General features: G+C 74.5%; 21 protein-coding genes and 1 pseudogene. 9 read left to right on the plus strand and 13 right to left on the minus strand.

Annotated elements, in window-relative coordinates; genetic code table 11:
• Positions 1-5: 5 nt before the first annotated feature.
• The 3 genes from BJ983_RS08310 to BJ983_RS08320 are packed head-to-tail and all read left to right on the plus strand — an operon-like array spanning position 6 to position 3,501.
• On the plus strand, positions 6-1,112 hold the full coding sequence (locus BJ983_RS08310) for a M24 family metallopeptidase (protein ID WP_179793382.1): 1,107 nt from the start codon (positions 6-8) through the stop codon (positions 1,110-1,112).
• Positions 1,106-2,698, plus strand: coding sequence for an apolipoprotein N-acyltransferase (gene lnt / locus BJ983_RS08315; RefSeq protein WP_343053894.1), 1,593 nt, complete (start codon positions 1,106-1,108; stop codon positions 2,696-2,698). The genes BJ983_RS08310 and lnt overlap by 7 nt, the downstream gene beginning before the upstream one ends.
• Positions 2,695-3,501 carry a polyprenol monophosphomannose synthase gene (locus BJ983_RS08320; protein ID WP_179793383.1) on the plus strand — a complete coding sequence of 269 codons (807 nt, stop codon included), beginning with the start codon at positions 2,695-2,697 and terminating at the stop codon, positions 3,499-3,501. The genes lnt and BJ983_RS08320 overlap by 4 nt, the downstream gene beginning before the upstream one ends.
• A gap of 48 nt (positions 3,502-3,549) precedes the next feature.
• Here BJ983_RS08320 and BJ983_RS08325 read toward each other — a convergent pair whose 3' ends face one another.
• Together BJ983_RS08325 and BJ983_RS08330 are read right to left on the minus strand one after the other, a co-directional pair.
• On the minus strand, positions 3,550-3,888 hold the full coding sequence (locus BJ983_RS08325) for an RNA polymerase-binding protein RbpA (RefSeq protein ID WP_018333474.1): 339 nt from the start codon (positions 3,886-3,888) through the stop codon (positions 3,550-3,552).
• A gap of 251 nt (positions 3,889-4,139) precedes the next feature.
• Positions 4,140-4,934, minus strand: a complete 795-nt coding sequence (locus BJ983_RS08330; RefSeq protein WP_179793384.1) for a glycerophosphodiester phosphodiesterase family protein — start codon at positions 4,932-4,934, stop codon at positions 4,140-4,142.
• A gap of 234 nt (positions 4,935-5,168) precedes the next feature.
• Here BJ983_RS08330 and BJ983_RS08335 point away from each other — a divergent pair, with 234 nt between their 5' ends.
• Positions 5,169-5,978 (plus strand): hypothetical protein, encoded by an 810-nt coding sequence (locus BJ983_RS08335; protein WP_179793385.1) that lies wholly within the window; start codon positions 5,169-5,171, stop codon positions 5,976-5,978.
• Here the strand turns inward: BJ983_RS08335 and ligD are convergent.
• Entirely contained in the window at positions 5,975-7,372 is a 1,398-nt protein-coding gene (gene ligD, locus BJ983_RS32160) for a non-homologous end-joining DNA ligase (protein ID WP_343053896.1), read from the minus strand. The genes BJ983_RS08335 and ligD overlap by 4 nt on opposite strands.
• Positions 7,373-7,460: 88 nt before the next feature.
• On the opposite strand from ligD, the gene BJ983_RS08350 reads away from it, so the two are divergent.
• Positions 7,461-8,843, plus strand: coding sequence for an FAD-binding protein (locus tag BJ983_RS08350; RefSeq protein ID WP_179793386.1), 1,383 nt, complete (start codon positions 7,461-7,463; stop codon positions 8,841-8,843).
• Positions 8,844-8,851: 8 nt separating this feature from the next.
• The gene (locus BJ983_RS08355; protein ID WP_179793387.1) at positions 8,852-10,102 is read left to right on the plus strand and encodes an SAM-dependent methyltransferase; all 1,251 of its coding nucleotides are present in this window, start codon (positions 8,852-8,854) and stop codon (positions 10,100-10,102) included.
• Between the two features lie 411 nt (positions 10,103-10,513).
• Here the strand turns inward: BJ983_RS08355 and BJ983_RS30625 are convergent.
• Positions 10,514-11,062: pseudogene (locus BJ983_RS30625) on the minus strand (sigma-70 family RNA polymerase sigma factor); the annotation flags it as partial.
• A gap of 8 nt (positions 11,063-11,070) precedes the next feature.
• Complete coding sequence (locus BJ983_RS08365; RefSeq protein ID WP_179793389.1) at positions 11,071-11,640, minus strand: hypothetical protein; 570 nt, start codon at positions 11,638-11,640, stop codon at positions 11,071-11,073.
• 543 nt (positions 11,641-12,183) lie between these two features.
• Between BJ983_RS08365 and BJ983_RS08370 the strand changes: the two genes are divergently transcribed.
• Both BJ983_RS08370 and BJ983_RS08375 read left to right on the plus strand, forming a co-directional pair.
• Entirely contained in the window at positions 12,184-12,630 is a 447-nt protein-coding gene (locus BJ983_RS08370) for a hypothetical protein (protein WP_179793390.1), read from the plus strand.
• Complete coding sequence (locus BJ983_RS08375; protein ID WP_179793391.1) at positions 12,627-13,109, plus strand: hypothetical protein; 483 nt, start codon at positions 12,627-12,629, stop codon at positions 13,107-13,109. The genes BJ983_RS08370 and BJ983_RS08375 overlap by 4 nt, the downstream gene beginning before the upstream one ends.
• 4 nt (positions 13,110-13,113) lie before the next feature.
• Here BJ983_RS08375 and BJ983_RS08380 read toward each other — a convergent pair whose 3' ends face one another.
• The 6 genes from BJ983_RS08380 to BJ983_RS08405 all read right to left on the minus strand — a co-directional run bounded on the left by BJ983_RS08380 (position 13,114) and on the right by BJ983_RS08405 (position 18,767).
• The gene (locus BJ983_RS08380) at positions 13,114-13,971 is read right to left on the minus strand and encodes an alpha/beta fold hydrolase (protein ID WP_179793392.1); all 858 of its coding nucleotides are present in this window, start codon (positions 13,969-13,971) and stop codon (positions 13,114-13,116) included.
• Positions 13,972-14,091: 120 nt separating this feature from the next.
• On the minus strand, positions 14,092-15,117 hold the full coding sequence (locus BJ983_RS08385) for an aldo/keto reductase (RefSeq protein WP_179793393.1): 1,026 nt from the start codon (positions 15,115-15,117) through the stop codon (positions 14,092-14,094).
• 39 nt (positions 15,118-15,156) lie between these two features.
• Entirely contained in the window at positions 15,157-15,573 is a 417-nt protein-coding gene (locus tag BJ983_RS30630) for a MarR family transcriptional regulator (protein ID WP_218890167.1), read from the minus strand.
• A gap of 463 nt (positions 15,574-16,036) precedes the next feature.
• Positions 16,037-16,864, minus strand: a complete 828-nt coding sequence (locus BJ983_RS08395) for a GAF and ANTAR domain-containing protein (RefSeq protein ID WP_179793394.1) — start codon at positions 16,862-16,864, stop codon at positions 16,037-16,039.
• Positions 16,865-17,088: 224 nt separating this feature from the next.
• Positions 17,089-17,790, minus strand: a complete 702-nt coding sequence (locus tag BJ983_RS30140) for an ANTAR domain-containing protein (protein WP_179793395.1) — start codon at positions 17,788-17,790, stop codon at positions 17,089-17,091.
• A gap of 83 nt (positions 17,791-17,873) precedes the next feature.
• Positions 17,874-18,767 (minus strand): DUF72 domain-containing protein, encoded by an 894-nt coding sequence (locus BJ983_RS08405; protein ID WP_179793396.1) that lies wholly within the window; start codon positions 18,765-18,767, stop codon positions 17,874-17,876.
• Positions 18,768-18,815: 48 nt separating this feature from the next.
• Between BJ983_RS08405 and BJ983_RS08410 the strand changes: the two genes are divergently transcribed.
• Positions 18,816-19,457 (plus strand): MOSC domain-containing protein, encoded by a 642-nt coding sequence (locus BJ983_RS08410; protein WP_179793397.1) that lies wholly within the window; start codon positions 18,816-18,818, stop codon positions 19,455-19,457.
• A 429-nt stretch (positions 19,458-19,886) separates the two neighbouring features.
• Here the strand turns inward: BJ983_RS08410 and BJ983_RS32165 are convergent, their stop codons facing one another.
• Both BJ983_RS32165 and BJ983_RS08420 read right to left on the minus strand, forming a co-directional pair.
• Complete coding sequence (locus tag BJ983_RS32165) at positions 19,887-20,630, minus strand: efflux RND transporter periplasmic adaptor subunit (RefSeq protein WP_179793398.1); 744 nt, start codon at positions 20,628-20,630, stop codon at positions 19,887-19,889.
• On the minus strand, positions 20,627-22,129 hold the full coding sequence (locus BJ983_RS08420) for an efflux RND transporter periplasmic adaptor subunit (RefSeq protein WP_179793399.1): 1,503 nt from the start codon (positions 22,127-22,129) through the stop codon (positions 20,627-20,629). Before BJ983_RS08420 ends, BJ983_RS32165 begins: the two co-directional genes overlap by 4 nt.
• Positions 22,130-22,185 lie beyond the last annotated feature (56 nt).

Raw genomic sequence — 22,185 nt, forward strand, 5'->3', positions numbered from 1 at the left:
CGGGCATGGGTTCCGCTGACCAGGTCACCGCCCGCCTCGACCGTGCCCGGAAGCTGGCCGCGGACGCGGGGGTGGACGCCCTCGTCGTCACCCCGGGGCCCGACCTGCAGTACCTCGCGGGCGTGGTGAAGCACTCCCACGAGCGGCTCTCCGCCCTGGTGCTGCCGACCCGTGACGAGGCCGCCTTCGTCGTGCCGCGCCTGGAGCGCCCGGGCCTGGCCGGCACCGGGGTGGACCGGGCCGGGATCCGCGTCCTGGACTGGGTCGACGGCGAGGACCCGCACGGCCTGGTCGCGGCGTGTCTGGACGGGGTCAAGCGCGTCGCGGTCGCCTCCGACATGCCGGCGCTGCACGTGCTCGGCCTGCGCGACGCCCTGCCGCTGGCCACCCAGGAGCTCGCGACCCCGGTGCTGCGCGAGCTCCGGATGCGCAAGGACGCCGCCGAGGTCGAGCACCTGCGCCGGGCCGGCGCGGCGATCGACGCCGTGCACGAGCAGGTGCCGGGCCTCCTGCGGGCCGGGCGCACCGAGGCCGAGGTCGGTGCGGACATCACCGCCGCGATCGTCGAGGCCGGGCACGCCGAGGCGGCGTTCGTCATCGTCGGCTCCGGCCCGAACGGCGCGAGCCCGCACCACGAGGTCTCCGACCGCGTGATCGAGACCGGCGACGTCGTCGTGGTCGACATCGGCGGCCCGCTGCCCGAGGGCTACAACTCCGACTGCACCCGCACCTACGTCGTCGGCGGCGCGACCGACGAGATCGTCGCGGCGTACGCCGTGCTGCAGCGCGCCCAGGCCGCCGCCGTCGCCGCGGCGCGCCCGGGCGTGACCGCCGAGAGCGTCGACGAGGCCGCCCGCGCGGTCATCCGCGACGCCGGGTTCGGCGAGAACTTCGTGCACCGCACCGGGCACGGCATCGGCCTCGAGGTCCACGAGGAGCCCTACATCGTCGCGGGCAACGGGTTGACCCTCGAGCCCGGCATGGCCTTCTCCATCGAGCCGGGCATCTACTTCGACGGCCGGTGGGGCGCCCGGATCGAGGACATCGTGGTGGTCACCGAGGACGGGTGCGAGGCGGTCAACACCCGCCCCCACGAGCTGCTCTCGTGCTGACGGCCGACGCGTCGCCGGACACCGCCGCCCGCCGCCGCCGACCGACCCGGGCGACGCTGCTGCGGGCGGTCGCGACCGTCGTCGCCGGGCTCGCCCTCTACGCGTCGTTCCCGCCGCTGGGCTGGTGGTGGGCGGCGCCGCTCGGGATCGCCCTGCTGATCGGGGTCGTGGCCGACCGGTCGTGGAAGGGCGCCCTCGGCTGGGGCGCGCTGGGCGCGGTGGCGTTCCAGTACCCGTTGCTCTCGTGGACCGGGACCTACGTCGGCCCGGTCTGGCTGTTCGCCCTGCTCGTCGTGGTGCTGGCCGCCGCCGTCCCGCTGGCGTTCGTCCCGCTCGTCGCCCGCCTGCCCGGCGCCCCGGTGTGGATCGCGGGCCTGTGGACGGCGGGGGAGGCGCTCATCGAGCGGGCCCCGTTCGGCGGCTTCCCCTGGTCCAAGCTCGCGTTCGGACAGGCCGGCGGCGCCTACGCGAAGCTCGCCTCCCTCGGCGGCGCCCCGCTCGTGAGCTTCGCGGTGGTCCTCTCCGGCGCCGGGCTCTGGGCCCTCCTGCGCGCGCTCCGTGCCCGACGCCTCCCGCCGGCCTGCGGAGCGCTGCTCGCGGTCCTCGTCGGACCCGTCGTCGGGATGGCTGTCCCCGCGCACCCGCTGACCGCCCCGGGGGACCGGGCCATCACCGTGGCCGCGGTCCAGGGCAACGTGCCGCGGGCCGGTCTGGACTTCGCGAGCCAGCGCCGCGCCGTCCTCGACAACCACGTCCGCGAGACGCAGCAGCTGGCCGACCGGGTGGCGGCGGGGCAGGAGCGTCGGCCGGACCTCGTGATCTGGCCGGAGAACTCCTCGGACATCGACCCGTTCCGCAACCCCGACGCGCGCGCGGAGATCCAGGCGGTCACCGATCGGGTCGGAGCCCCTGTCGTCGTCGGGGCCGTGCTGCAGGGCACCCGGGACGCCGACGGCACCATCGTCCAGGGGCCGCGCAACGTCGCCGTGGTGTGGACCCCTCGGGTCGGGCCCACCGACCAGTACGTGAAGCGGCACCTGCTGCCGTTCGGGGAGTACATCCCGATCCGCGGGCTCGCCTCGGTGTTCTCCGCCGACGTCGCGCGGGTGACCGACTTCGAGGCGGGCACCGGGACCCCCGTGCTCGACGCCGGACCGGCCCGGCTCGGGGTCGCGACCTGCTACGAGGTCGTCTTCGACGGCGACGTGCGCGACGCGGTCACGGCCGGCGCGGACCTGCTGACCGTGCCGACGAACAACGCGACCTTCGGGTACACGAACATGACCTACCAGCAGCAGGGCATGAGCCGCCTGCGCGCGGTGGAGCACGACCGGGCCGTCGTGATCGCGGCGACGAGCGGACAGAGCGCGGTCATCGCCCCCGACGGCACCGTGCTCGACCGGACCGGTGAACTCTTCACGCCCGGCGTGCTGGTGGACACCGTCCCGCTGCGCACCACGACTACCCTGGCCACCCGGCTGGGCGCGGGCCCCGAGTGGGTGCTCGCCGGGTTCGGGGTGGCTGCGGTCGTCGTGGGGGGCGTCGTGGGTCGACGGGTGCGACGACGGGAGGGCGGAGCGGCATGAGCGCGTCGCGGTCGCAGGAACTGCCGGTGGCGGGGTCCGGGGCCGACCCGGCACCCGACGGACGCGGGGTGCTCGTCGTCGTCCCCACCTACGACGAACGGGCCAACCTCCCCGGTATCGTCGAGCGCGTCCTCGCGGCGGCGCCGGCCGTGCGGCTGCTCGTCGTCGACGACGGGAGCCCGGACGGGACGGGGGAGCTGGCCGACGAGCTCGCGGCCGCCGACCCGCGGATCACCGTGCTGCACCACCGGCCCAAGCGGGGCCTCGGGGCCGCCTACGTCGACGCGTTCGCCCACGTCATGGCGACCCACCAGGCCGACGACGTCGGGTGGATCGTCCAGATGGACGCCGACGGCTCCCACGCCCCGGAGGACCTGCCGTCGATGCTCGCCGCCGCCCGGACCGAGGGCGCCGACCTCGTGCTGGGCTCGCGGTACGTGCCGGGCGGCCGGGTGGTCGACTGGCCCTGGTACCGCAACGCGCTGTCGCGCGCGGCCAACGTCTACTCGCGCCGGGCGTTGCGACTCCCGGTGCGGGACGTCACCGGCGGCTACCGCCTCTTCCGGCGGCCGGTCCTCGAGGCCGTCACCGCCAGCCCCGTCTCGTCGCAGGGCTACTGCTTCCAGGTCGACCTGACGTTCCGGGTGCAGCGCGCGGGCTTCACCGTGCGCGAGGTGCCGATCGTGTTCACCGAGCGCTCCGCCGGCGCCTCCAAGATGAGCGGGGCCGTGGTGCGCGAGGCGCTCTGGCGGGTGACGGTGTGGGCCGTCCGCGACCGCCTGGCGGGCCGGCCCCGGACATGACACGACCCCGCCACCGGAGGGTGACGGGGTCGGTGTGCGGGGCTGCGATCAGGCTCCGCGGCGCTCCTTGAGGAGGTCCAGACGCTCCTCGAGCAGCTCCTGTAGCTCGGGCTCGGAGCGACGCTCGAGCAGCATGTCCCAGTGGGTGCGCGGCGGCTTGACCTTCTTCTGCTCGGGCTCCGTGCCGTCGATCCGCTTGCCCTCCTCGCCGTGGAGGCGGCACTCCCAGGTGACGGGGGCCTCGGCGTCGTCGGAGAACGGGACCTCGAAGTCGTGGCCCTTGGGGCAGCGGTAGGCGAAGGCGCGGCGGGGTGCGAGGTCGTGGTCGCGATCGGTCTCGTAGCTGACGGCTCCGAGGCGGCTTCCACGGAGAACGCGGTCGGCCATGAGTGCTTCCTTTCCTCGACTGCGTGCGTGCCGCCCCTCGTGGGGGCGACCCAGGTCCCAACGCGGGGCATCACGTGTTCGTTCCCGCGACACCCGTCCGACACGTGGTCGTGACCCGTCTCACGCCGGCTCGCGCTCCGGGCCCCGACCCCTCGCACACATCGATGTGTTCACGTCCGTGTTACCCGGGGACCGGGGACGTCACACCGCGCCGCGGGCCACGAGGTCGCGGACCACCGGAATGCGCGGGGTCAGGCGCCGGACCACTCCCCGCGGACGACGAGGACCTCACGCAGGAGGTCCGGCCGGTCGGTCATGAGCCCGTCGACGCCGAGGTCGAGCAGCCGGTGCATCTCGGAGGGCCGGTCGATCGTCCACACGTGCACCTCGATCCCCATCGCGTGGGCCGCCGCCACCGTCGCCGGGTCGATCACCGGTACGGCGCCGACGCGGGTGGGCAGCTGCGCGAGGTCCCCGCCGACCGGCACGCGGCGTGCGAGGGGCCCCGGGAGCACCGAGCGGGTGCGCAACGAGAGGGCGGCCCGGGCCGAGACCCCGGTGACCACCCGGTCGCCGAACTGCCGGCGCACCGCCCGCAACCGGCCCTCGTCGGTGCTGGCGACCGCGACCCGCTCCGCGACGTCGTCGCGTTCCAGCAGGGCGAGCATGGGCCGCAGCGACCCGGGCGACTTGATGTCGACGTTGAACCGGAGCGTCGGCTCGGCCTCCAGCACCTCCTCGAGGCGCGGCAGCCGCTCCCGGCCGCGGACCCGCACGTCGGCGAGGTCGGACCAGTCGAGCGCCCGCAGCACGCCGGGGTGCCCGGCGACGCGACGCAGCGTGGCGTCGTGATGGACGACGAGGACCCCGTCCCGGGTGGCGTGCACGTCGGTCTCGACGTAGGCGAAGCCCTCCTCGCGGGCGCGGGTGAAGGCGGCCAGGGTGTTCTCGAGCCCCTCGAGGTCGCCGACGTGCCAGCCGCGGTGGGCGAACGCCCGGGGGCGCGGGGCGGCGAGGTAGGGGTGGGAGCGGACGACCGGCAGCACGGCCGCAGTCTGCCCGACCCGGACGACGGGCGGGCGACCACCGGACGGCCCGGACATGTCCCGGGCGCAGCAACCGGATCGCCCGATTGCCGGTCACGCCGGTGACACGGCGTGATCACGAACCCGACACGATGATCGCCGGTCACTCCCCGGCCACCTTGGGGGGATACGTACACATGGAGTAGTGTCGCGTCGGTCATCATCGACGGCCAGGAGTTCGGACTCGGGGGACGAATGACGCGCTCGCGGCACCGCCGCTCGGAGGGCTCGGGGGAGCCCGCCAGTCTGCCCTCCTGGGCGCAGCGCCATCTGGACGAGTCGGGCACCGCCGTGGGCGCCGTCGCGCCCGCCACACGCCACCGCCGTCCGGCCCGGGCCGCCGGGGTACGGGCCACCGCCGGCGACAGTCCGCTCCGGGGCTGGGGCGTCGCGATCCTGTCCGTCGCCGCGGCCGTCACGGCCGTGCCGCTCGCGATCTCCGCCGTGGCCAACGACCGGTCGGACGACCCGATGCCGACCGTCGACACCTTCACCGCCGGGGCTCCAGGCCCGCTGCAGGGCGCCGGGGGCGCCGGGACCCAGGCCTCGCCCGGCCGCGGTGGCACCGCCGGGACCGCCGACGACCCGGCGACGGCGGGGGTCCTGCCGCTGCCGGGCGCACCCGGGGCCGCGGCTCCGGGCCCCGTCCTCGTCCCGGTCCCGCTGCCCGCGGCCGTCGTCCGGCCGACCACGCCGCCGGTCCCGACCGCCGTCACGCCCCGTTCGGCCGCGCCGGCGTCGAGCACCACCACCCCGACGAAGACGACGACGACGTCGTCGGACGAGGGCAAGAGCGCGACGCCGCCGAAGAGCAGCTCCACACCGCCGAAGTCCTCCTCGGGCGGCAGCGGGGGCGGCGGCTCGTCGTCCTCGGGCGGTTCGGGGTCGGGCTCGGGCTCGGGGTCGAACTCCGGGTCCTCGAAGAAGCAGGACGGTCCCGTGACCGGCCTCGTGAAGGGCGTCGGCAACACGCTCGGCGGCGTCACCGGGTCCCTCGGGCTCTAGTCCGGCGGGGCCACCCCCTCGTCGAGCGCGCCCGCGTACAGGTCGCCGTGCTCGGCGATCCGGTCCAGCACCGCGGCGGGGGAGAACACGAGCGCGGCCGCGTCGTCGCACGCCTCGACCTCGGACCACGTCAACGGCGTGGACACCGTGGGGGCCCCGTCGACCGAGCGGGCCCGCAGCGAGTACGGCGCGACCGTCGTCTTCGACGTGTTGTTCTGCGACCAGTCGATGAACACCCGGCCGCCCCGCCGGTCCTTCGCCATCACGGCCGTGACGTCGTCGGGCGTCTCCCGGGCGAGCTCCTGCGCGATCGTCCGCGCGTACTCCGAGGTCCGGCCCGGGTCGGTCACGACGACGGGGGCGGTCATCTGCATGCCCTTCGAGCCGCTGGTCTTCACCACCGGCACCACCCCGTCGTCGTGCAGGCGGTCGCGGACCCGGCACGCGACCCGCGCGCACTCGACGAGGCCGGTGCCGGGCCCCGGGTCGAGGTCGAAGACCAGCTCGTCGGGGGGCTGCGGCACGTCGTCGGCGTCCACGCGCCACTGCGGTACGTGCAGTTCCAGCACCGCCAGGTTCGCGAGGTAGACCAGCGTGGCGAGCTCTTCGACGACGACGAAGCGGGCCGAGTCCGCGCCGCGGGAGGAGCCCGGCGTCGGGACGACGACCGTCCGGAGCCAGTCCGGCGCGTTGCGCCCGGCGTTCTTCTCGTAGAACGACTCCCCGTCGATGCCGTCGGGGAAGCGGCGCAGCGTGAGGGGGCGGCCGGCGAGGTGGGGGAGCACGGTGTCGGCGACCCGTGCGTAGTAGTCGATCACCGCGTTCTTCGGCGTGCCCGGGTAGAGCAGCTTGTCGAGGTTGGACAGCTTGAGCCCGCGCCCGCCGACCGAGACCCGGGGCGACTGGACGTCCCGCGGCGGCCGGGCCTTCGCCTCGGACTTCCGCGTGACGAGCCAGTCCTTCCCGTCCTCGTTCCGCTTCGGCCGGGTGAACACGAACCGCCCGTCGGTGTGCTCCCCGCGCAGCGTCACCGCGACCTCGTCGTCGGTCCACTTCTCGGTCTCGTAGGTGCCCGCGTCGTGGATCGTCATCGACCCGCCGCCGTACTCACCGGCCGGGATCTCACCGTGGAAGTCCAGGTACTCGAGGGGGTGGTCCTCGGTGTGCACGGCCAGGCGGGGTGCACCGGGGGCGTCGGGCAGCCCCTTGGGCACGGCCCAGCAGACGAGCACCCCGCCCCGCTCGAGCCGGACGTCGTAGTGCAGCCGGCGCGCGTGGTGCTCCTGGATCACGAACCGGCCGCCGGCGTCGGTGTCGGCTCCGCCGACCTCCCCGAACGGCTCGGGTGTCCGGCCCGGGTCCCGTTTGTCCCGGTAGGTCCGGAGTTCGCCCATGCTCCCCACCCCTCGTGTCGGTTCACCGTGAAGGATCCCACTGGCGAGACGGGTGCCGGTGGTGCGTACCAGGCATAGTCTCCGGGCCGTGAGCCGGGCGAACACGACGACAGGGTTCTCGACGGCACACGAGCAGGCGGTCACCGCGGCCCGCGAGCGACTCGCCGCGCTCCCGGCCGACGCGCCGGTGCGGCTGCACAAGAAGACCTCGAACCTGTTCCGGTTCCGCGACGGCGCGGGCGGCCTGGAGGTCGACGGGCTGGACCGGGTGCTGCACGTCGACCCGGTGGCGCGCACCGCCGACGTGGGCGGCATGACCACCTACGAGGACCTCGTGGCGGCCACGCTGCCGCACGGGCTCATGCCGCTGGTGGTCCCGCAGCTGAAGACCATCACGCTCGGCGGCGCGGTCGTCGGGCTCGGGATCGAGTCGACGTCGTTCAGGGACGGCCTGCCGCACGAGTCGGTGCTCGCCGCGGACGTCCTCACGGGCGCCGGCGCGATCGTCCGTGCGACGCCGGACAACGACGCCGCCGACCTGCACGCCGCGCTCGCCAACTCCTACGGCACGCTCGGCTACGCCGTCGCGCTGACGATCGAGCTCGCCCCGGTGCGGCCGTTCGTGGCGCTGCGCCACCTGCGCTTCGACGACGCCGCCTCCCTGGCGGAGGCGACCGCGCGGATCACCGCCGAGCACGCCCACGAGGGCGAGCACGTCGACTTCCTCGACGGGACGGTCTTCTCCGCGGGGGAGCAGTACCTGACGCTCGGCCGGATGGTCGACCAGGCCCCGTACCTGTCCGACTACACCGGGCAGGGCATCTACTACCGCTCGATCCAGCAGCGGACGACCGACTTCCTCTCGATCGCCGACTACCTGTGGCGCTGGGACACCGACTGGTTCTGGTGCTCCCGCGCCCTCGGGGTGCAGCACCCCGCGGTGCGCCGCGTGTGGCCGTCCCGCTACCGCCGCAGCGACGTCTACCGCCGGCTGGTCGCCCTCGACCGTCGCTACGGAATTTCCGAGCGCATCCAGATGCGCGCGACGGGGGCGAGCGGCGTCGAGCCGATCATCCAGGACGTCGAGGTGCCGGTGGAGCACCTCGCGGAGTTCCTGGACTTCTTCCACCGCGAGATCGGCATCAGCCCGGTGTGGGTCTGCCCGTTGCAGCTGCGCGGGGACCGCACCTGGCCCCTCTACCCCCTCGAGCCGCACCGGACCTACGTCAACGTGGGCTTCTGGTCCGACGCCCTGCTGCGGCCGGGGATGGCGCGCGATCACCACAACCGGCTGATCGAGCGGAAGCTCATGGAGCTCGACGGGCACAAGTCGCTGTACTCGACGGCGAGCTACACCCGCGAGGAGTTCGACGCGCTGTACGGCGGCGCGGCCTACCGGGCCCTCAAGGCCCGCTACGACCCCGCCGGGCGGCTGCCGGACCTCTACACCAAGTGCGTGACGAATTCGTAGGAGGAGTGATGAGCGCACCAGCCGTGGCCGGTCTGTTCCGCCCGGTGCTCGGGGCCGACGCCCCGATCACCGTGAAGGCGTACGACGGCAGCGTCTCGCGCCCCGCCGGTGGCGACTCGGTGGCCACCGTCGACGTGCGGAGCGAGACCGCCCTGGCCTATCTGGCCAGTTCACCGAACTCCCTGGGCCTGGCCCGGGCGTTCGTCTCCGGGCACCTCGACGTCGACGGTGACCTCTACACCGCGCTGACCGCGATCAGCGAGCTGACGATCTCCGACGTGTCGCCGCGCACGCTCGCCGAGATGGCGCTGCGGCTCGCCCCGATCCGGCTGCGCCACCGCAACCTCGCGCCGCCGCCGCAGGAGCACCGCCAGCACGGCTGGCTGCACTCGAGGTCGCGGGACGCCGAGGCCATCGCCCACCACTACGACGTCTCCAACCGCTTCTACGAGATGGTGCTGGGCCCGTCGATGGCCTACACCTGCGCGGCGTACCCGAGCGAGACGGCCACCCTCGAGGAGGCGCAGTTCGCCAAGCACGCGCTGGTCGCGGACAAGCTCGCGCTGCGCCCCGGGATGCGCATGCTCGACGTCGGGTGCGGCTGGGGCCAGATGTCGATGCACGCCGCGGAGCACCACGGCGTGCAGGCGCTCGGCGTGACGCTCTCGCGGGACCAGGCGCTGTGGGCCCAGAAGGAGGTCGCGCGCCGCGGACTGTCCGACCTCGTCGAGATCCGCCACGGCGACTACCGCGACGTCGCCGAGACCGAGTTCGACGCGGTCGCCTCCATCGGCCTGACCGAGCACATCGGCCGCGCGCAGCTCAAGAACTACTTCTCGTTCCTGTACTCCAAGCTGCGCACCGGCGGCCGGCTGCTCAACCACTGCATCACCCGACCCGACGCCCACCACCGCGCGCACGCCGACCCGTTCATCGACCGCTACGTCTTCCCCGACGGCGAGCTCCTGCCGATCGGCTATCTCGTCTCCCGGATGAACGGTGCCGGGTTCGAGATCCGGCACGAGGAGAACCTCCGCGAGCACTACTCGAAGACCCTCATGGCCTGGACCGCCAACCTCGAGGCGAACTGGGACGAGTGCGTCGCCGAGGCGGGGGAGGGCAGCGCCCGCGTGTGGAAGCTCTACATGCCGGCGTGCGCGGTCGGCTTCGACCTCAACAACATCCAGCTCCACCAGGTGCTGGGGGTCAAGCTCGACGACCAGGGGCGCTCCGGCTTCCCGCTGCGGCCCGCCTACTAGGAGGTGGCCTTCGGCCAGGTGAGCAGAAAAGGGGGCTATGACCCCACTTAGTGCTCACCTGGGCGGAGCCCACCTCGCGGCCACGGCGGCCATCCGGGCGTCCTCGGCGGCGAGCACGTCCTGCCGGACGCCGCGGTCGGTCACCCCGACCGGCCCGGCCGTCCCGTCCGGTCCCTCCGACGCGGCGGCGAGGACGTGGGCGTCCGCGGCGTCGAGGAGCCGGTCGAGCAGTTCGTGCCCGGTGCGCGGCGCGGAGTGCCAGTCGACCGCCTCGGTCGGCGGGGCCCCCACCGCCACGGTCGCGACCGGCTCGGCGGCCGCCCGACGGCGGGGACCCCGGGTGCCGCCGCGACGGCGCGGAGGTGCCGCCGGCCCGGCGTCGGGAGCGGGCGGGTGGTCGCCCCGCTCGATGATCAGCTGCCGGAGGCGGGTGAGCGCGCGGTGCTGCGCGACGCGCACGGCCCCCGCCGTGGAGCCGACCGCCTCCGCGGTCTCCTCCGCGGACAGCCCGACGACCACGCGCAGCCGCAGCACCTCGCGCTGCTTCTCGGGCAGCTCGGCCATGAGGGCCGCCATCTCGACGGAATCGGACAGGTTGACCGCGTGCTGCTCGGGACCGTCGTGGACGTCCTGCTCCTCGGGCAGCTCGTCGACCGGGTCCGAACGGTCGCGGCCCGCCGAGCGGTGCGCGTCGACGACCTTGTGCTGCGCGATGCCGTAGACGAAGGCGAGGAAGGGGCGCCCCTGGTCCTGGTAGGTCGGCAGCGCACGCAGCACCGCGAGGCAGACCTCCTGGGCGACGTCGTCGGGGGAGGCGTTCACCCGGTCGTACCCGCCGAGCCGGCTGCGGCAGTACCGGACGACCAGCGGCCGCAGGATGCGCAGCAGCGTGTTCATCGCGCCGCGCTCGCCGGTCAGGGCGGCCGCGACCAGCCGGTCGAGCTCCCGGGGATCGTTCAGCGGGTCGGTCACGACGCACCCGCCGCCGCGGTGACGGCCTCCCACTGCGCCATGGCCACGGCCAGCCGGCGGTCGAACTCCGGGGCCGGGAGCCCGAGCTCCGGCGCCGCCTCGGCCGCGGGCACGTCCAGCCAACGCAGCACGGCGAGATCCCGCGCGAGGGGATCGAGGTGCGCCAGCGCCCGCAGCGGACGGGCCGCGCGGACCGCGAGGAGCCGCCAGGGGTCCGGGTGCCGCCAGGCCGGGTCCAGCGACCGGGCCGCGAGCACGGCCCGCGGGGCGGGCGGCTGGGCCGGGCGCGGCCGGTGCGTGCCCGGGGCCGCCTGCCCGCCGACGCTGCGCGCGGTGCGCACGAGCAGCAGGGTCAGTTCGAGGGCGCGGACCTCGTCCGGCGCGGCGCCGAGCTGCGGCCACCGGTCCCAGAGGGCGGCCCGGCTGAGCAGGAACACGTCGTGCGCGCCCGCGCCGTAGGCGTGGCCGAGGATCGCGGCCCGGGGCTGGAGCAGGGCGTCGTGCTGCATCAGGAACGGCGCGATCTCGGCGGTCCCACGCCCCCGTGCGACGGGCCCGGGCGTCACGACGTCCTCCGACGCACGCCGTGTGCCTCCCGCTCGCCCTGTCGATCCATGCGTTCGCCCACCCGTGCCCCGACTTCCCCCTCGATGACCGGGCCGGCGAACCGGCCCTCGCGACCCCCCGCCGCGGCGATCACCCCACGTCGCGGGACGGGCCCGATCGGTGATCCCGCACCGGCCCCGACACCACGCCGTCGTGTGATGTCACCGTGACCGATGGGCACGGGCTCGCGGAAGGACCCGTCGACCGGCGGCGCGTCGCGTCGCCTCAGTGGCAGCCGCGACGACCCGCCGAGGGCCCTCGGACGCTGTCACCGGTCGTCCAGCCGCGACGAGCGGCACCACTGGCGGGTCGGAGCAGGACGATTCGCGCCCGATCGGCGGCAATGTTAGGACTCTATGGTGTAGTGATCGCTACCCCGTTCGGGCCAGTTGCCCGGCGTGTCGGTGGTCTGCGTGCCGGATGCGTCCGGATCCTCCGTCGCCCTGCACGCCGGGGGAGCGCCCGGCATCATCACGCGCGGGCGAGCGGACGGAGGCCACGACGTGGGACGGGACGCGGGCGTCGGCCACCCCACGCCGGTGCGGGTCCTGGTCGCCCTCGGCGTGCTGCTCGTGGTCGCGGCAGCCGTCCTCGGGGTCCTCGACCGGCAGGCGCGGGCGCGGGACGACGACGGGGCGACCACCCTCCTCGCCGCCCGTACCCACCTCGTGGACCTCGGCGCCGCGACCACCGATCCCGCCGCCCGCACCCGCGCGGTCGACGGTGCCACCGGGGCCTGGCGGGACCGACTGGCGGCCGCGACCACCACGGGGTCGACGTCGACGGTCGTGCGCACCGTCGGGCTCGAGGACCTCGACGGGGACACGGCGCGGGCGCTCGCCGTCGGCGTCGTCGGAGGTGACGGCGGGACCCGGCCGTTCCGGGCGGTCGTGACGTTGGCCCGGGTGGACGACCGCTGGCTCGTGGCGGACGTGGGGGAGCTCCCGTGACGCGACCCCGGCTCCGCCTCGCGGCCCTGGCGGCGGTCGTGCTGGTCCTCGCCGTCGTCGTCGGGACCCTGGTGCGTGCGGTCGTGTCCGCGGCACGCACGGAGGACGCCACGGAGGCCGCGGTCCTCGCCGCGACGGAGCTGACCCCGGTCCTGCTCGGCTACGACTGGCGCACCCTGGACGCCGACGTCGACCGGATCGACACCGCCACCACGGGACCGTTCGCGGAGCAGAACCGGGCCATCGTCGCGAGCCTCGTGGTCCCGGCGGCGATCGGCACGCGGGCGAGTTCCTCGGCCACCGTCCAGCGCGTCGCGGTGGTGAGCGCCGCGTCCGACCGCGTCGAGACGCTCGTGCTCTACACCCAGACCACGGCACGGGCCGGGAGCCCGGGGGAGACCGTCCCGCGGAGTGCCCGGGTCACGCTCCGGCCCGACGACGACGGGCGCTGGCTCGTCGCCGGGTTCGACGCCTCCTGACCGACTACCGGTCGAGGAAGGCGGTGACCGCGGCCGCCACCGCGTCCGGACGCTCGACCGGGAGGAAGTGGCCGGCGCCGGGGACCTCGACGGTCTCGCAGAGCGGCGCCGCGAGGCGGCTCAGCTCCGGGCGGACACACCCGTCCTCGCTGCCGAAGAGGTAGAGCAGCGGGTGGACGGGCAGGCCGAACACCGCCCGCTCCTCCCGGCGGTAGCGCGGGGAACGGTGCCAGGGCTGCAGCCATGCGCGGTAGTAGCTCAACGCGGCGGTGCGCCGGGCCGGGGTGTCGAGCGCGGCCAGGACCCGGGGGACGTCCCCGCTCGCCTCGTGGCCCGGCGACCAGTCGGCCCAGAGCTGCGGGACGAGCCGGTCGAGGACCGCCTCGGAGACCCAGGGCAGCTGCTGGAAGACGGTGTACCAGCTCGCCCGGAGCTGTTCCCCGACGAGCCGCGGGTCCCGCACCTCCGCCGCCGTCGCCAGGGGCGGCACGGCCATCGTGACGACGCGGTCCCAGAGGTCGGGCGCGAACACTGCGGCCCCGTAGGCGGCGACCGCGCCCCAGTCGTGCCCCACCAGCAGGGCCGGCCGTCGGTCGCCCAGCGCACGACGGAGCGCGACGGCGTCGGCGACGAGCGCACCCGACTGGTAGCAGCCGTCCGGCGCCAGCCCGGTCGGCGCGTAGCCGCGCTGGAACGGCGCCACCACCCGGTACCCGCGGGCGGCCAGCACCGGCGCGAGGTACCGCCACGACCACGCCGTGTCGGGGTAGCCGTGCAGCAGCACCGCCGGCGGCCCGTCCTCGGGCCCCGTCGTCAGGTAGGCCACCTCGAGCTCGCCGAGGCGGATGCGCCGCGTCTCCACCCCTCGATCATGGCCCGTCACGGCGTCCGACGACGGATCGGCGCCGCTCCTGGGCGAGTGGCCCCGCTGACGCATCCGGTGACACGGATCGGCCACCGACGGCCTGCGCGGGCGCCGACGTCACTCGCGGCCGGAGGAGATCCAGTCGTCGGAGGCGAAGGAGAAGTTGCGGCTGCCCTGCACCAGGTCGGCGGCGGCGTCGAGCCGGGACTTCTGCTCGGCGGAGAGCGTCAGGGCCACCGCGCCGGCGTTCTCGACGACACGCTCGGCCGACCGGGTGCCCGGGATCGGCACCGTCGGGACGCCGAACGCCGCGCCCTGTGCGTAGACCCAGGCGAGGGCGACCTGCGCCGCCGTGGCGCCGAGCTCGTCGGCGACCGCACGGACCACGTCGACCACCTCCTGGTTGGCCTCGAGGTGCTCGGAGAACCGCGGGGACTTCGCGAGCAGCGTCTGCGAGACCCGTTCCGCGGTCATCGTGCCGGTGAGGAACCCCCGTCCGAGCGGGCTGTAGGGCACGAACCCGACGCCGAGCTCGACCGCCTTCGGCACCACGTTGGCCTCGACGTCGCGCGACCAGATGCTCCACTCGCTCTGCACGGCGGCGATCGGGTGCACCGCGGACGCCTCGGCGAGCTCCGTGGCGGTGACCTCGGAGAGCCCGAGGTGCCGGACCTTGCCCTCGGCGACGAGCTCCGCCATCGCCGTCACGGTCTCGGTGATCGGCAGGTCGAGCTGGCGGCGGTGCATGTAGTAGAGGTCGATGTGGTCGGTCCCGAGGCGGCGCAACGAGTTCTCGCAGGCCTGCCGGACGTACTCGCGGTCGCCCCGCGTCGGCGTCGCGCCGTTGCCGACCTGCCCGGTGATCCCGAACTTGGTGGCCAGCTGGACCTCGTCGCGCCGGTCGGCCAGAACGCGCGCGATCAGCTCCTCGTTGGTACCCGACGGTCCGGTCGTGCCCTCGCGGGCGGTGCCGTAGACATCGGCGGTGTCGAGGAACGTGACCCCGGCGTCGAGGGCCGCGTGCAGCGTGCGGACACCGGCGTCCGGGTCGGTGGCGCCGTAGACGTCGGACAGCGCCATGCCGCCGAAGCCGAGCGCGCTGACCTGCAGTCCGTCGCCGAGGGTGGTGGTCGGGAGACTCATGGCCGCCACGCTAGGAGTTCGAGCGCACTCCAGGGCAAGTCAGGGGTCCAGCCGGCGGAGCAGCGCGGTCAATTGCGCGCGTTCGTCGCGGTCCAGGGCACCGAACACCTCGGACTGCGCCTCGTGCACCACGATCGCCAGCTCGGCGTAGGTGGCCGTGCCGCCGGGGGAGAGGGCCACCAGCACCCGTCGGGCGTGCTCCGGGTCCGGACGGCGGGTCACGAGGCCCTTGCCGTCGAGCGTCCGGACCGTGGCCGTCACGTCGCTGCGGTCCAGCGCGGCGGCCCGGCCCAGGTCGGCCTGCGTGCGGTGCTCGACGCCCGCGAGCACCGTCAGGACGCGGTACTCGAACGCGCTCGACCCGGCCTCGGCGAGCCGACGGGACAGCACGGTCTGCGCCCGGGCGGCGGCGCGGGTGAGCACGGAGGTCCCGAGGTCGGACCAGGAGGTGGGCACGCCGTTCTCCGTTCGGTGTTGGTCACGCCAACACTAGAGGTGTACGTTGGTGGCGCCAACACGGGGAGGGTCGGGTTCGGCGGCGGGATGCCCGACCGGCCGAGCCTCGGCGCCCGCATCGCGAGGTCGACGTGAGGCAGCTTCGTCGGCATCTCGATGTGCCTGATGCGAACCTCGGGATGCCTGACCGGCGGCCGAAGCCTCGGCGCTCACGCCGCGAGGTCTACGTCAGGCAGCTTCGTCGGCGTCCCAGCATGGCTGATGTGAACCTCGGTGCGCAGCCGGTCCGGCGCGAGCTGCCCGCGCCCGCGAGGTCGACGTCAGGCAGCGACGAGGGCGTCCCGACCTGCCCGGTGTGCACCTCGCGGCCGAGCCCCGTTCGCTCACCCCAGGAGCGATCCGATAATCGACATTATGTCAGATCGGACGGAGAACCCCGGGGTCACCGGGTCCCCCCGAGACCTCAGAGCTCTGCGCGGCGGGAGGCGATCGTCGTCGCGATGTCGCGGATCTTGACGTTCAGGTCCTGCGACGCCCGGCGGAGGATGTCGAAGGCCTCGTCGGCGTCGACCCCACGACGCTGCATGAGGATGCCCTTGGCCTGACCGATGACGTCCCGGGACTGGAGCGCATCGGTGAGCTGCGCCGTGCGCAGGCGCTCGGCCTCCACCCGCTGCGCGGCCTGCAGCGCCACCGCCCCGTGCGCGGCCAGGAGCAGCATCATGTCCTCGTCGACGTCGTCGAGGTGCTCGGCCGAGCTGAAGTAGTAGTTGAGCGCGCCCAGCCGCGGCAGGTCGCTCTCGGGGAACATCCCGGTCGCGACGACGGCGGTCATCCCGAGCTGCGCGACCCGCGGGCCGAAGCGGGGATAGCGCGGGTCGCGGGCGAGATCGCGGCTGTGGGTGGACCCGGAGCTCGAGTCGGCGACCGCCTCGACGCAGGGCCCCTCCCCGGTCTCGTACTGGATGTGGTCGGCCCGGGTGGCGAGCGCGTCGGTCTCGACCGGCGTGTGGAACGAGCCGTTCGCCTCGCGCAGCGTCACCGACACCATCGACGCGCCCGGCGCGAGGTCGTGCGCACGCTCCACGATCCGCTCCAGCACACCGAGGACGCCGGCCTCGGGCGGGACGGAGAACAGGTCACGCGCGAGGGCGAGGAACTGGTCGCCGAGCGGACCCAGCTCGGCCACGAGCGTCCGGCTGCCACCGTTGCGGCTCGCGCCTCCCCCGGCGCCCTCCGTGTCCTCGACGAACCGACGCCTGGCCGCCTGCCAATCCCGCTCCGTCGTCATGCCCTATGAGTACCCGGCGATCGGGGTCGCGCGCACGGGGAGGTTGCTCACGGGCGTGTCGTCCGGTCGGATTCCCCCGGAATCGCGGGCGTTAGCGACGCCGGGGGGTCGGGTATACGGCGGTCGCACCCGTACGGCTGCCCGGGCGGTCGGCTGGTGCAGGTCCTGGATGGTGCAGACCTCGCTGCCGCCAGGACCGCCCTCACGCCCCATCGGTCCCGACCTCACGACGGCTGGGGTGACGTCGCGCTGCCGTCCTGGTCGGTCACGTACCACCGGGCGATGTCGACGAGCTTGACGTTCATGTCCTGCGACGCCTCGACGAGTCGGGAGAACGCCGTCGCCGCGTCGATCCGGTAGCGGTTCATGAGGATGCCCTTGGCCTGGCCGATGACGTCGCGGCTGGCCACGGCGTCGCGGAGCTGCACCAACCGCCGGCCGCCCTCGACGACCAGCACCGCCTGGTGGGCGAGGACCTCGGCGATCTCCCGCTCGTGCCCGCCGTCCGGCTCGGTGCGCGCGAAGAGCGTGATCGCGCCGGCGGCGGCACCCGCGATGACGATCGGGACCGCGAGCACGTCGCGGTAGCCGGCACCGGTCACGGCGTCGGTCCAGGCGTCGGGGAACGGTCGGGCGTCGCCGGGGCCCGCTGCGCGCAGCTCCGACATGGCCCGCGTCGTCGGACCGCTACCGAGCCGGCCCTCGAGCGCGGCGAGCTCCCGGGCCGGACGGGACGTGGCCGCGCGGGTCGCGCGGTTCCGGTCCAGCACGAGGGTGACGGCGACGTCGTGGTCGGGCAGCGGTACGACGGCGGCGTGCGCCAGACCGGCGGCGATGCGGTCGAGCGACGACGGCTCGTCGTGGATGATCGCGAGCAGCTCGTGCGACAGACGTGCGGACGAGGCGATGAGGTCCTTCGAATCCACCTGGTTTCCTCGGGCGGGGACGACACGGCGACGTGCCTGCCTCACGGCTGAACCAGGGTGTCGGGCGATCCTATCCGCTGCCGTCACCCGGGAGGACCACAGGTCCGACCACGGGTACGAGCCGTCAGGGCGAGCGCGTCGCGCGGGGCGTGGGCCCCGCCGTCGTTGTCGAAGAAGACCCACACGTCGCGCGGGACCGCCGGGGCGGGCTCGCCCGGCGCGATGGTGTCCGCGGAGGCGGACGACTCCCCCGCCGCCCACGACCCGATGCGGGCCGCCCAGTCCGCCAGGGCGTCGTCGGAGTACCCGCTGCGGTAGAGCTCCGCGTCGCCGTGCAGCCGTACGTAGACCGGGTCGGCCGTGACGTCGTCGAACCGGGGGAACTCCCCCGCGCCGTCGGAGACGACGAGGGAGACGTCCAGGTCGCGCAGGGTCCGGACGACGGCGGGGTCGCGGAAGCTCGGGTGCCGCACCTCGAGCGCGTGACGCAGGGGGCGGTCGACGTCGACCTCGGTGCACGGGTCCCGGACCCGGTCCGCGTACGGCCGCGCGCGCTCGGCGGCCGCGACGGTGGTGCGGGGCAGTCCGGCCAGGAACCCGCCGATCAGCTCGGCGTCCCAGCGCGTGGCGGGCGGCAGCTGCCAGAGCACCGGGCCGAGCTTCTCCCTCAGGGCCAGCGGACCCGAGGCCAGGAACCGGCCCAGGGCCTCCTCGACGTCGTGCAGACGCTTCATGTGCGTGATGTAGCGGCTGCCCTTCACCGCGAAGCGGAAGTCCTCCCCCGTCTCCGCCGCCCACCGGCGGAACGTCGACGCCCGCTGCAGGGAGTAGAACGTCCCGTTGATCTCCGCCGCGTCCAGCCGGGTGGCGAGGTGCTCGAGGCGGCGCCGCTTCGCGAGACCGTCGGGGTAGAAGGCGCCCTGCCAGTGGTCGTAGGTCCAGCCCGACGTGCCGATGCGCACCCGGCCCGCGTCCATGGCCACGATTCTCCGCCCCCGCCGTCGGACCGGGTTACCGTCGCCGCCGTGGGCGTGATCGAGTCGGTGAACGTCGGCGTGGAGCGGGCGATCCTCGCGAAGACCGGGCGTTCCGGGATCGACAAGCGCCCGGTCGCCGGCGCGGTGTCGGTCGACGTCCCGGCCCCGGGGTGCAGCGGCCTCCCCGGCGACCCCGTCAGCGACACCGAAAACCACGGCGGCCCGGACCAGGCGGTCTACGCCTACGCCCGCGAGGACCTCGAGGCCTGGGTCCCGACGCTGGGACCGCTGCGCGCGGGGACGTTCGGTGAGAACCTGACGACCCGGGAGCTCGACGTCACCGGGGCACGGATCGGCGAGCGCTGGCACGTCGGAGACTCGCTCGTCCTGCAGGTCACGGGCCCGCGCATCCCCTGCCGCACCTTCGCCGCCTGGCTGGACCGCGCGGGGTGGGTCCGGGAGTTCACGACGGCGGGTGTCCCGGGCGCCTACCTGCGCGTGGTCGAGCCGGGCCCGGTGCGGGCCGGTGACCGGGTCGTCGTCGAGCGCCCCGACCACCAGGTGACGATCGGTCTCGCCTTCCGTGCACTGATGACCGCCCCCGAGCTCCTCCCCGAGCTCCTCCCGGCCCTGTCGTCGCTGCCGGCGGACGTGCGGGAACGTCTGCTGCGGCGTCTCCCGGCCCGGTGACCGGGCCGGCCCTGGACAACGGTGGTGGCGCCGTTCGCGGGCTCCGGGGACGCCTCAGCTCGTCGCCGCGGGCACCTCGTCCGGCAGGTCCGCCCCCGCGGTCGCCTGCCACGGGAAGCCGCCGCGACGGTGGCGCACCGCGTACCGCAGCCGGCCGTGGGCGTTGAGGCCGTGCCAGGCGACCTGGCTCAGTGGTGACAGGGCCGGGAGGCCACCGCAGACCGGGGACGAACGGGGTGGCGCCGGTGACCGGCCCGACGTGCGCGGCGTCGATCCGCTGGAGGTTCGCCTCGACGGCGCCGAGCTCGAGCGCGGGCTGGACGACGGCGATGCGCGGCATGCGGGCATCCTCGCGGTCCGGGCGGGACCGGCCGCTCCCCCCGCCCGGGAGAGCGTCCTCCCCCGTCCGAGCCGGCGGATTCGGGTGGGCTACTCCCCCGGCTTGTGGATGTCCACGGTGACGTTCATGCCCGGGATGAGGTCCGCGCCCTGCATGTCGGTGATGCCGACGCGCACGGGGATGACCTGGGTGACCTTCTGGAAGTTCCCGCCGGAGTTCGACTGCGGGAACGGGGAGAACACGGCGGCCGCACCGCCCTGGATCTGGTCGACGTAGCCGCGGAAGGTCCGGCCCGGGTAGGCGTCGACGGTGAAGTCGACCGGTCGGCCCACCTGCACCTCGTCGATGTCGGTCTCGTCCACGCGGGCGGTCACGTAGACGTCGGTCGGGTCGTAGGCGATGGCGAGCTGGCTGCCGGCGGTGAGGTAGGCGCCCTCGGCGGTGTTGGTGGTGGCGACGGTGGCGTCGGCGGGTGCCCGGATCGGGAGCTGGGGCTGCACGTAGGCACCCTGCAGCTCGACCCGGCCGAGGACCTGGTTCTTGCGCACCACCGTGCCGACCGAGACGTCCCAGCCGGTGAGGGTGCCGCTCGCCGGCGCGACGATCGGGATCTGGGTCCCGTCGACCTGCGCGTTGTCGGTGGAGACGAAGCGGCTGGCGTTGAGGAAGTACGACACCGCGAAGGCGATCGCGGCCAGCAGCGCGACCACGATGATCACCGCGAGGGCGATCTTCGTCGAGCGCTTGAGCGGCCGGCGCTTCGCGGGTTCCGGGGTGCCGTCCGCCGGGGTGGCGGTGTCGTCGCCCGTCGCGGTGTCCTGGGGTGTGCTCACGACGCGCCTCCACCGATGACGACCTGCTGTCCCTCGGCGAGGCCGCCGAGGATCTCGGTACGGTCCGCGCCCACGAGCCCGGTGGTCACCGGGGTGGGCACCAGTCGGCCGTCCGGTTGCTGCACCGTGGCCACCGTCGCGCTCCCCTCCCGGCGCAGCGCCGAGTTCGGCACCGAGAGCCGGTCGGACTGCGCGGTGACCACGGTGGTGCGCGCCGACTGGCCGTCGCGGACGCGCGGGTCGGTGTCGGTGAGCGCCATCGTCACGTAGTACTCGATGCTGCCACCGATCGCCGTGCCCGAGGGCGCGACGGACAGGACGGTGCCCGCGAACGAGCGCTCCGGGATCGCGTCCAGGGAGATCACCGTGGGCTGCGCCGGGACGATCTTGGCCGCGTCGACCTCCTGGAACGGCGCCACGACCTGGAAGGTCGCCACGTTCGTCAGGACGAGGAACTGCGTGCCGCCGGGCCGGGTCGGCGACGCGGCTCCGCCGGCGGCACCGGCCGCGGCGCCCGCGGCCTGGGCCGCACCGGGGATCGTCGCGTCCGAGCCCGGCGCGAGCGCGGAGGTGCCGGAGCTGGGCTGGAGGTACTCCCCCACCGCGCCGTTGAGCGCGGAGACGGTGCCCGCCGCGGGGGCCCGCAGCGTGGTGTTGGCGAGGTTGCGGCGCGCGATCTCCACCTGGGTCCGCGCGTTGTCGACCGCGGCCGCCGCGGCGTCGAGGCTGTTGGGGCGCGAGGCGCTGGCCGAGTCGAGCCCGTTCTGGGCGCTGACCTGGCCCTGGCGGGCACTCGCGACCTGCAGGTCGCCCGCCGCGGCGTCCACGCTGCGCTTCTGCTGGGCCTGCTGCAGCGCCTGCTGGGCCTGCTGGACGCCCTGCTGGGCGGACTGCACGGCGTACTGGGCCGCGGGGATGGACTGGCACGCCGCGGCCGGCGCCGTCGGGTACGCCCCGCCCGAGGCGCAGGCCGTCTGATAGGCCTGCAGCTGGGCGACCGCCTGCGCGTACCCGGCCTGGGCCTGCGGCAGCGCGGACCGGGCCGCGGAGATCGCGGCGTCGTCGGCCTTCAGCGTCGCGTCGACCTGGCGCTTCGTCGCCGACACCACCGACGCCGCGGCGTTCAGCGAGTTCTGCGCCCCGCCGACCTGGGTGCCGTCCTTGGTCTGCGCGTACTGCGCCTCCTGGCCCGCGAGACCGGCCTGGGCCTGCTTGAGCGCCTGCCGGGCCTGGAAGTCGTCGATGGTGGCGAGGACGGCGCCGGCCTCGACCTTGTCGCCGACCTTGACGCGCACCGAGGTGAGCTCACCCGCCGTCGGAAAGCCGAGGTTCGTCGAACCGAGCGCGGAGACCGACCCGGCGGAGTCGACCCCGGAGCTGACCGAGGCCCGCTCGACGCGCACGGTCTGTGGCGGGGCGTTGTCCTCGGAGCCGCCGCACGCGGACAAGGAGAGGGCCGCCACCGCCATCAGGGTCGCGAGCACCGCGCGTCGGGTCACGGTTGGTGAACGTATCCGACCCTAACTGGGATACGACTCCCGGCTCGTAATCCACC

Source organism: Actinomycetospora corticicola (assembly GCF_013409505.1).
Taxonomy (GTDB): Bacteria; Actinomycetota; Actinomycetes; order Mycobacteriales; family Pseudonocardiaceae; genus Actinomycetospora; species Actinomycetospora corticicola.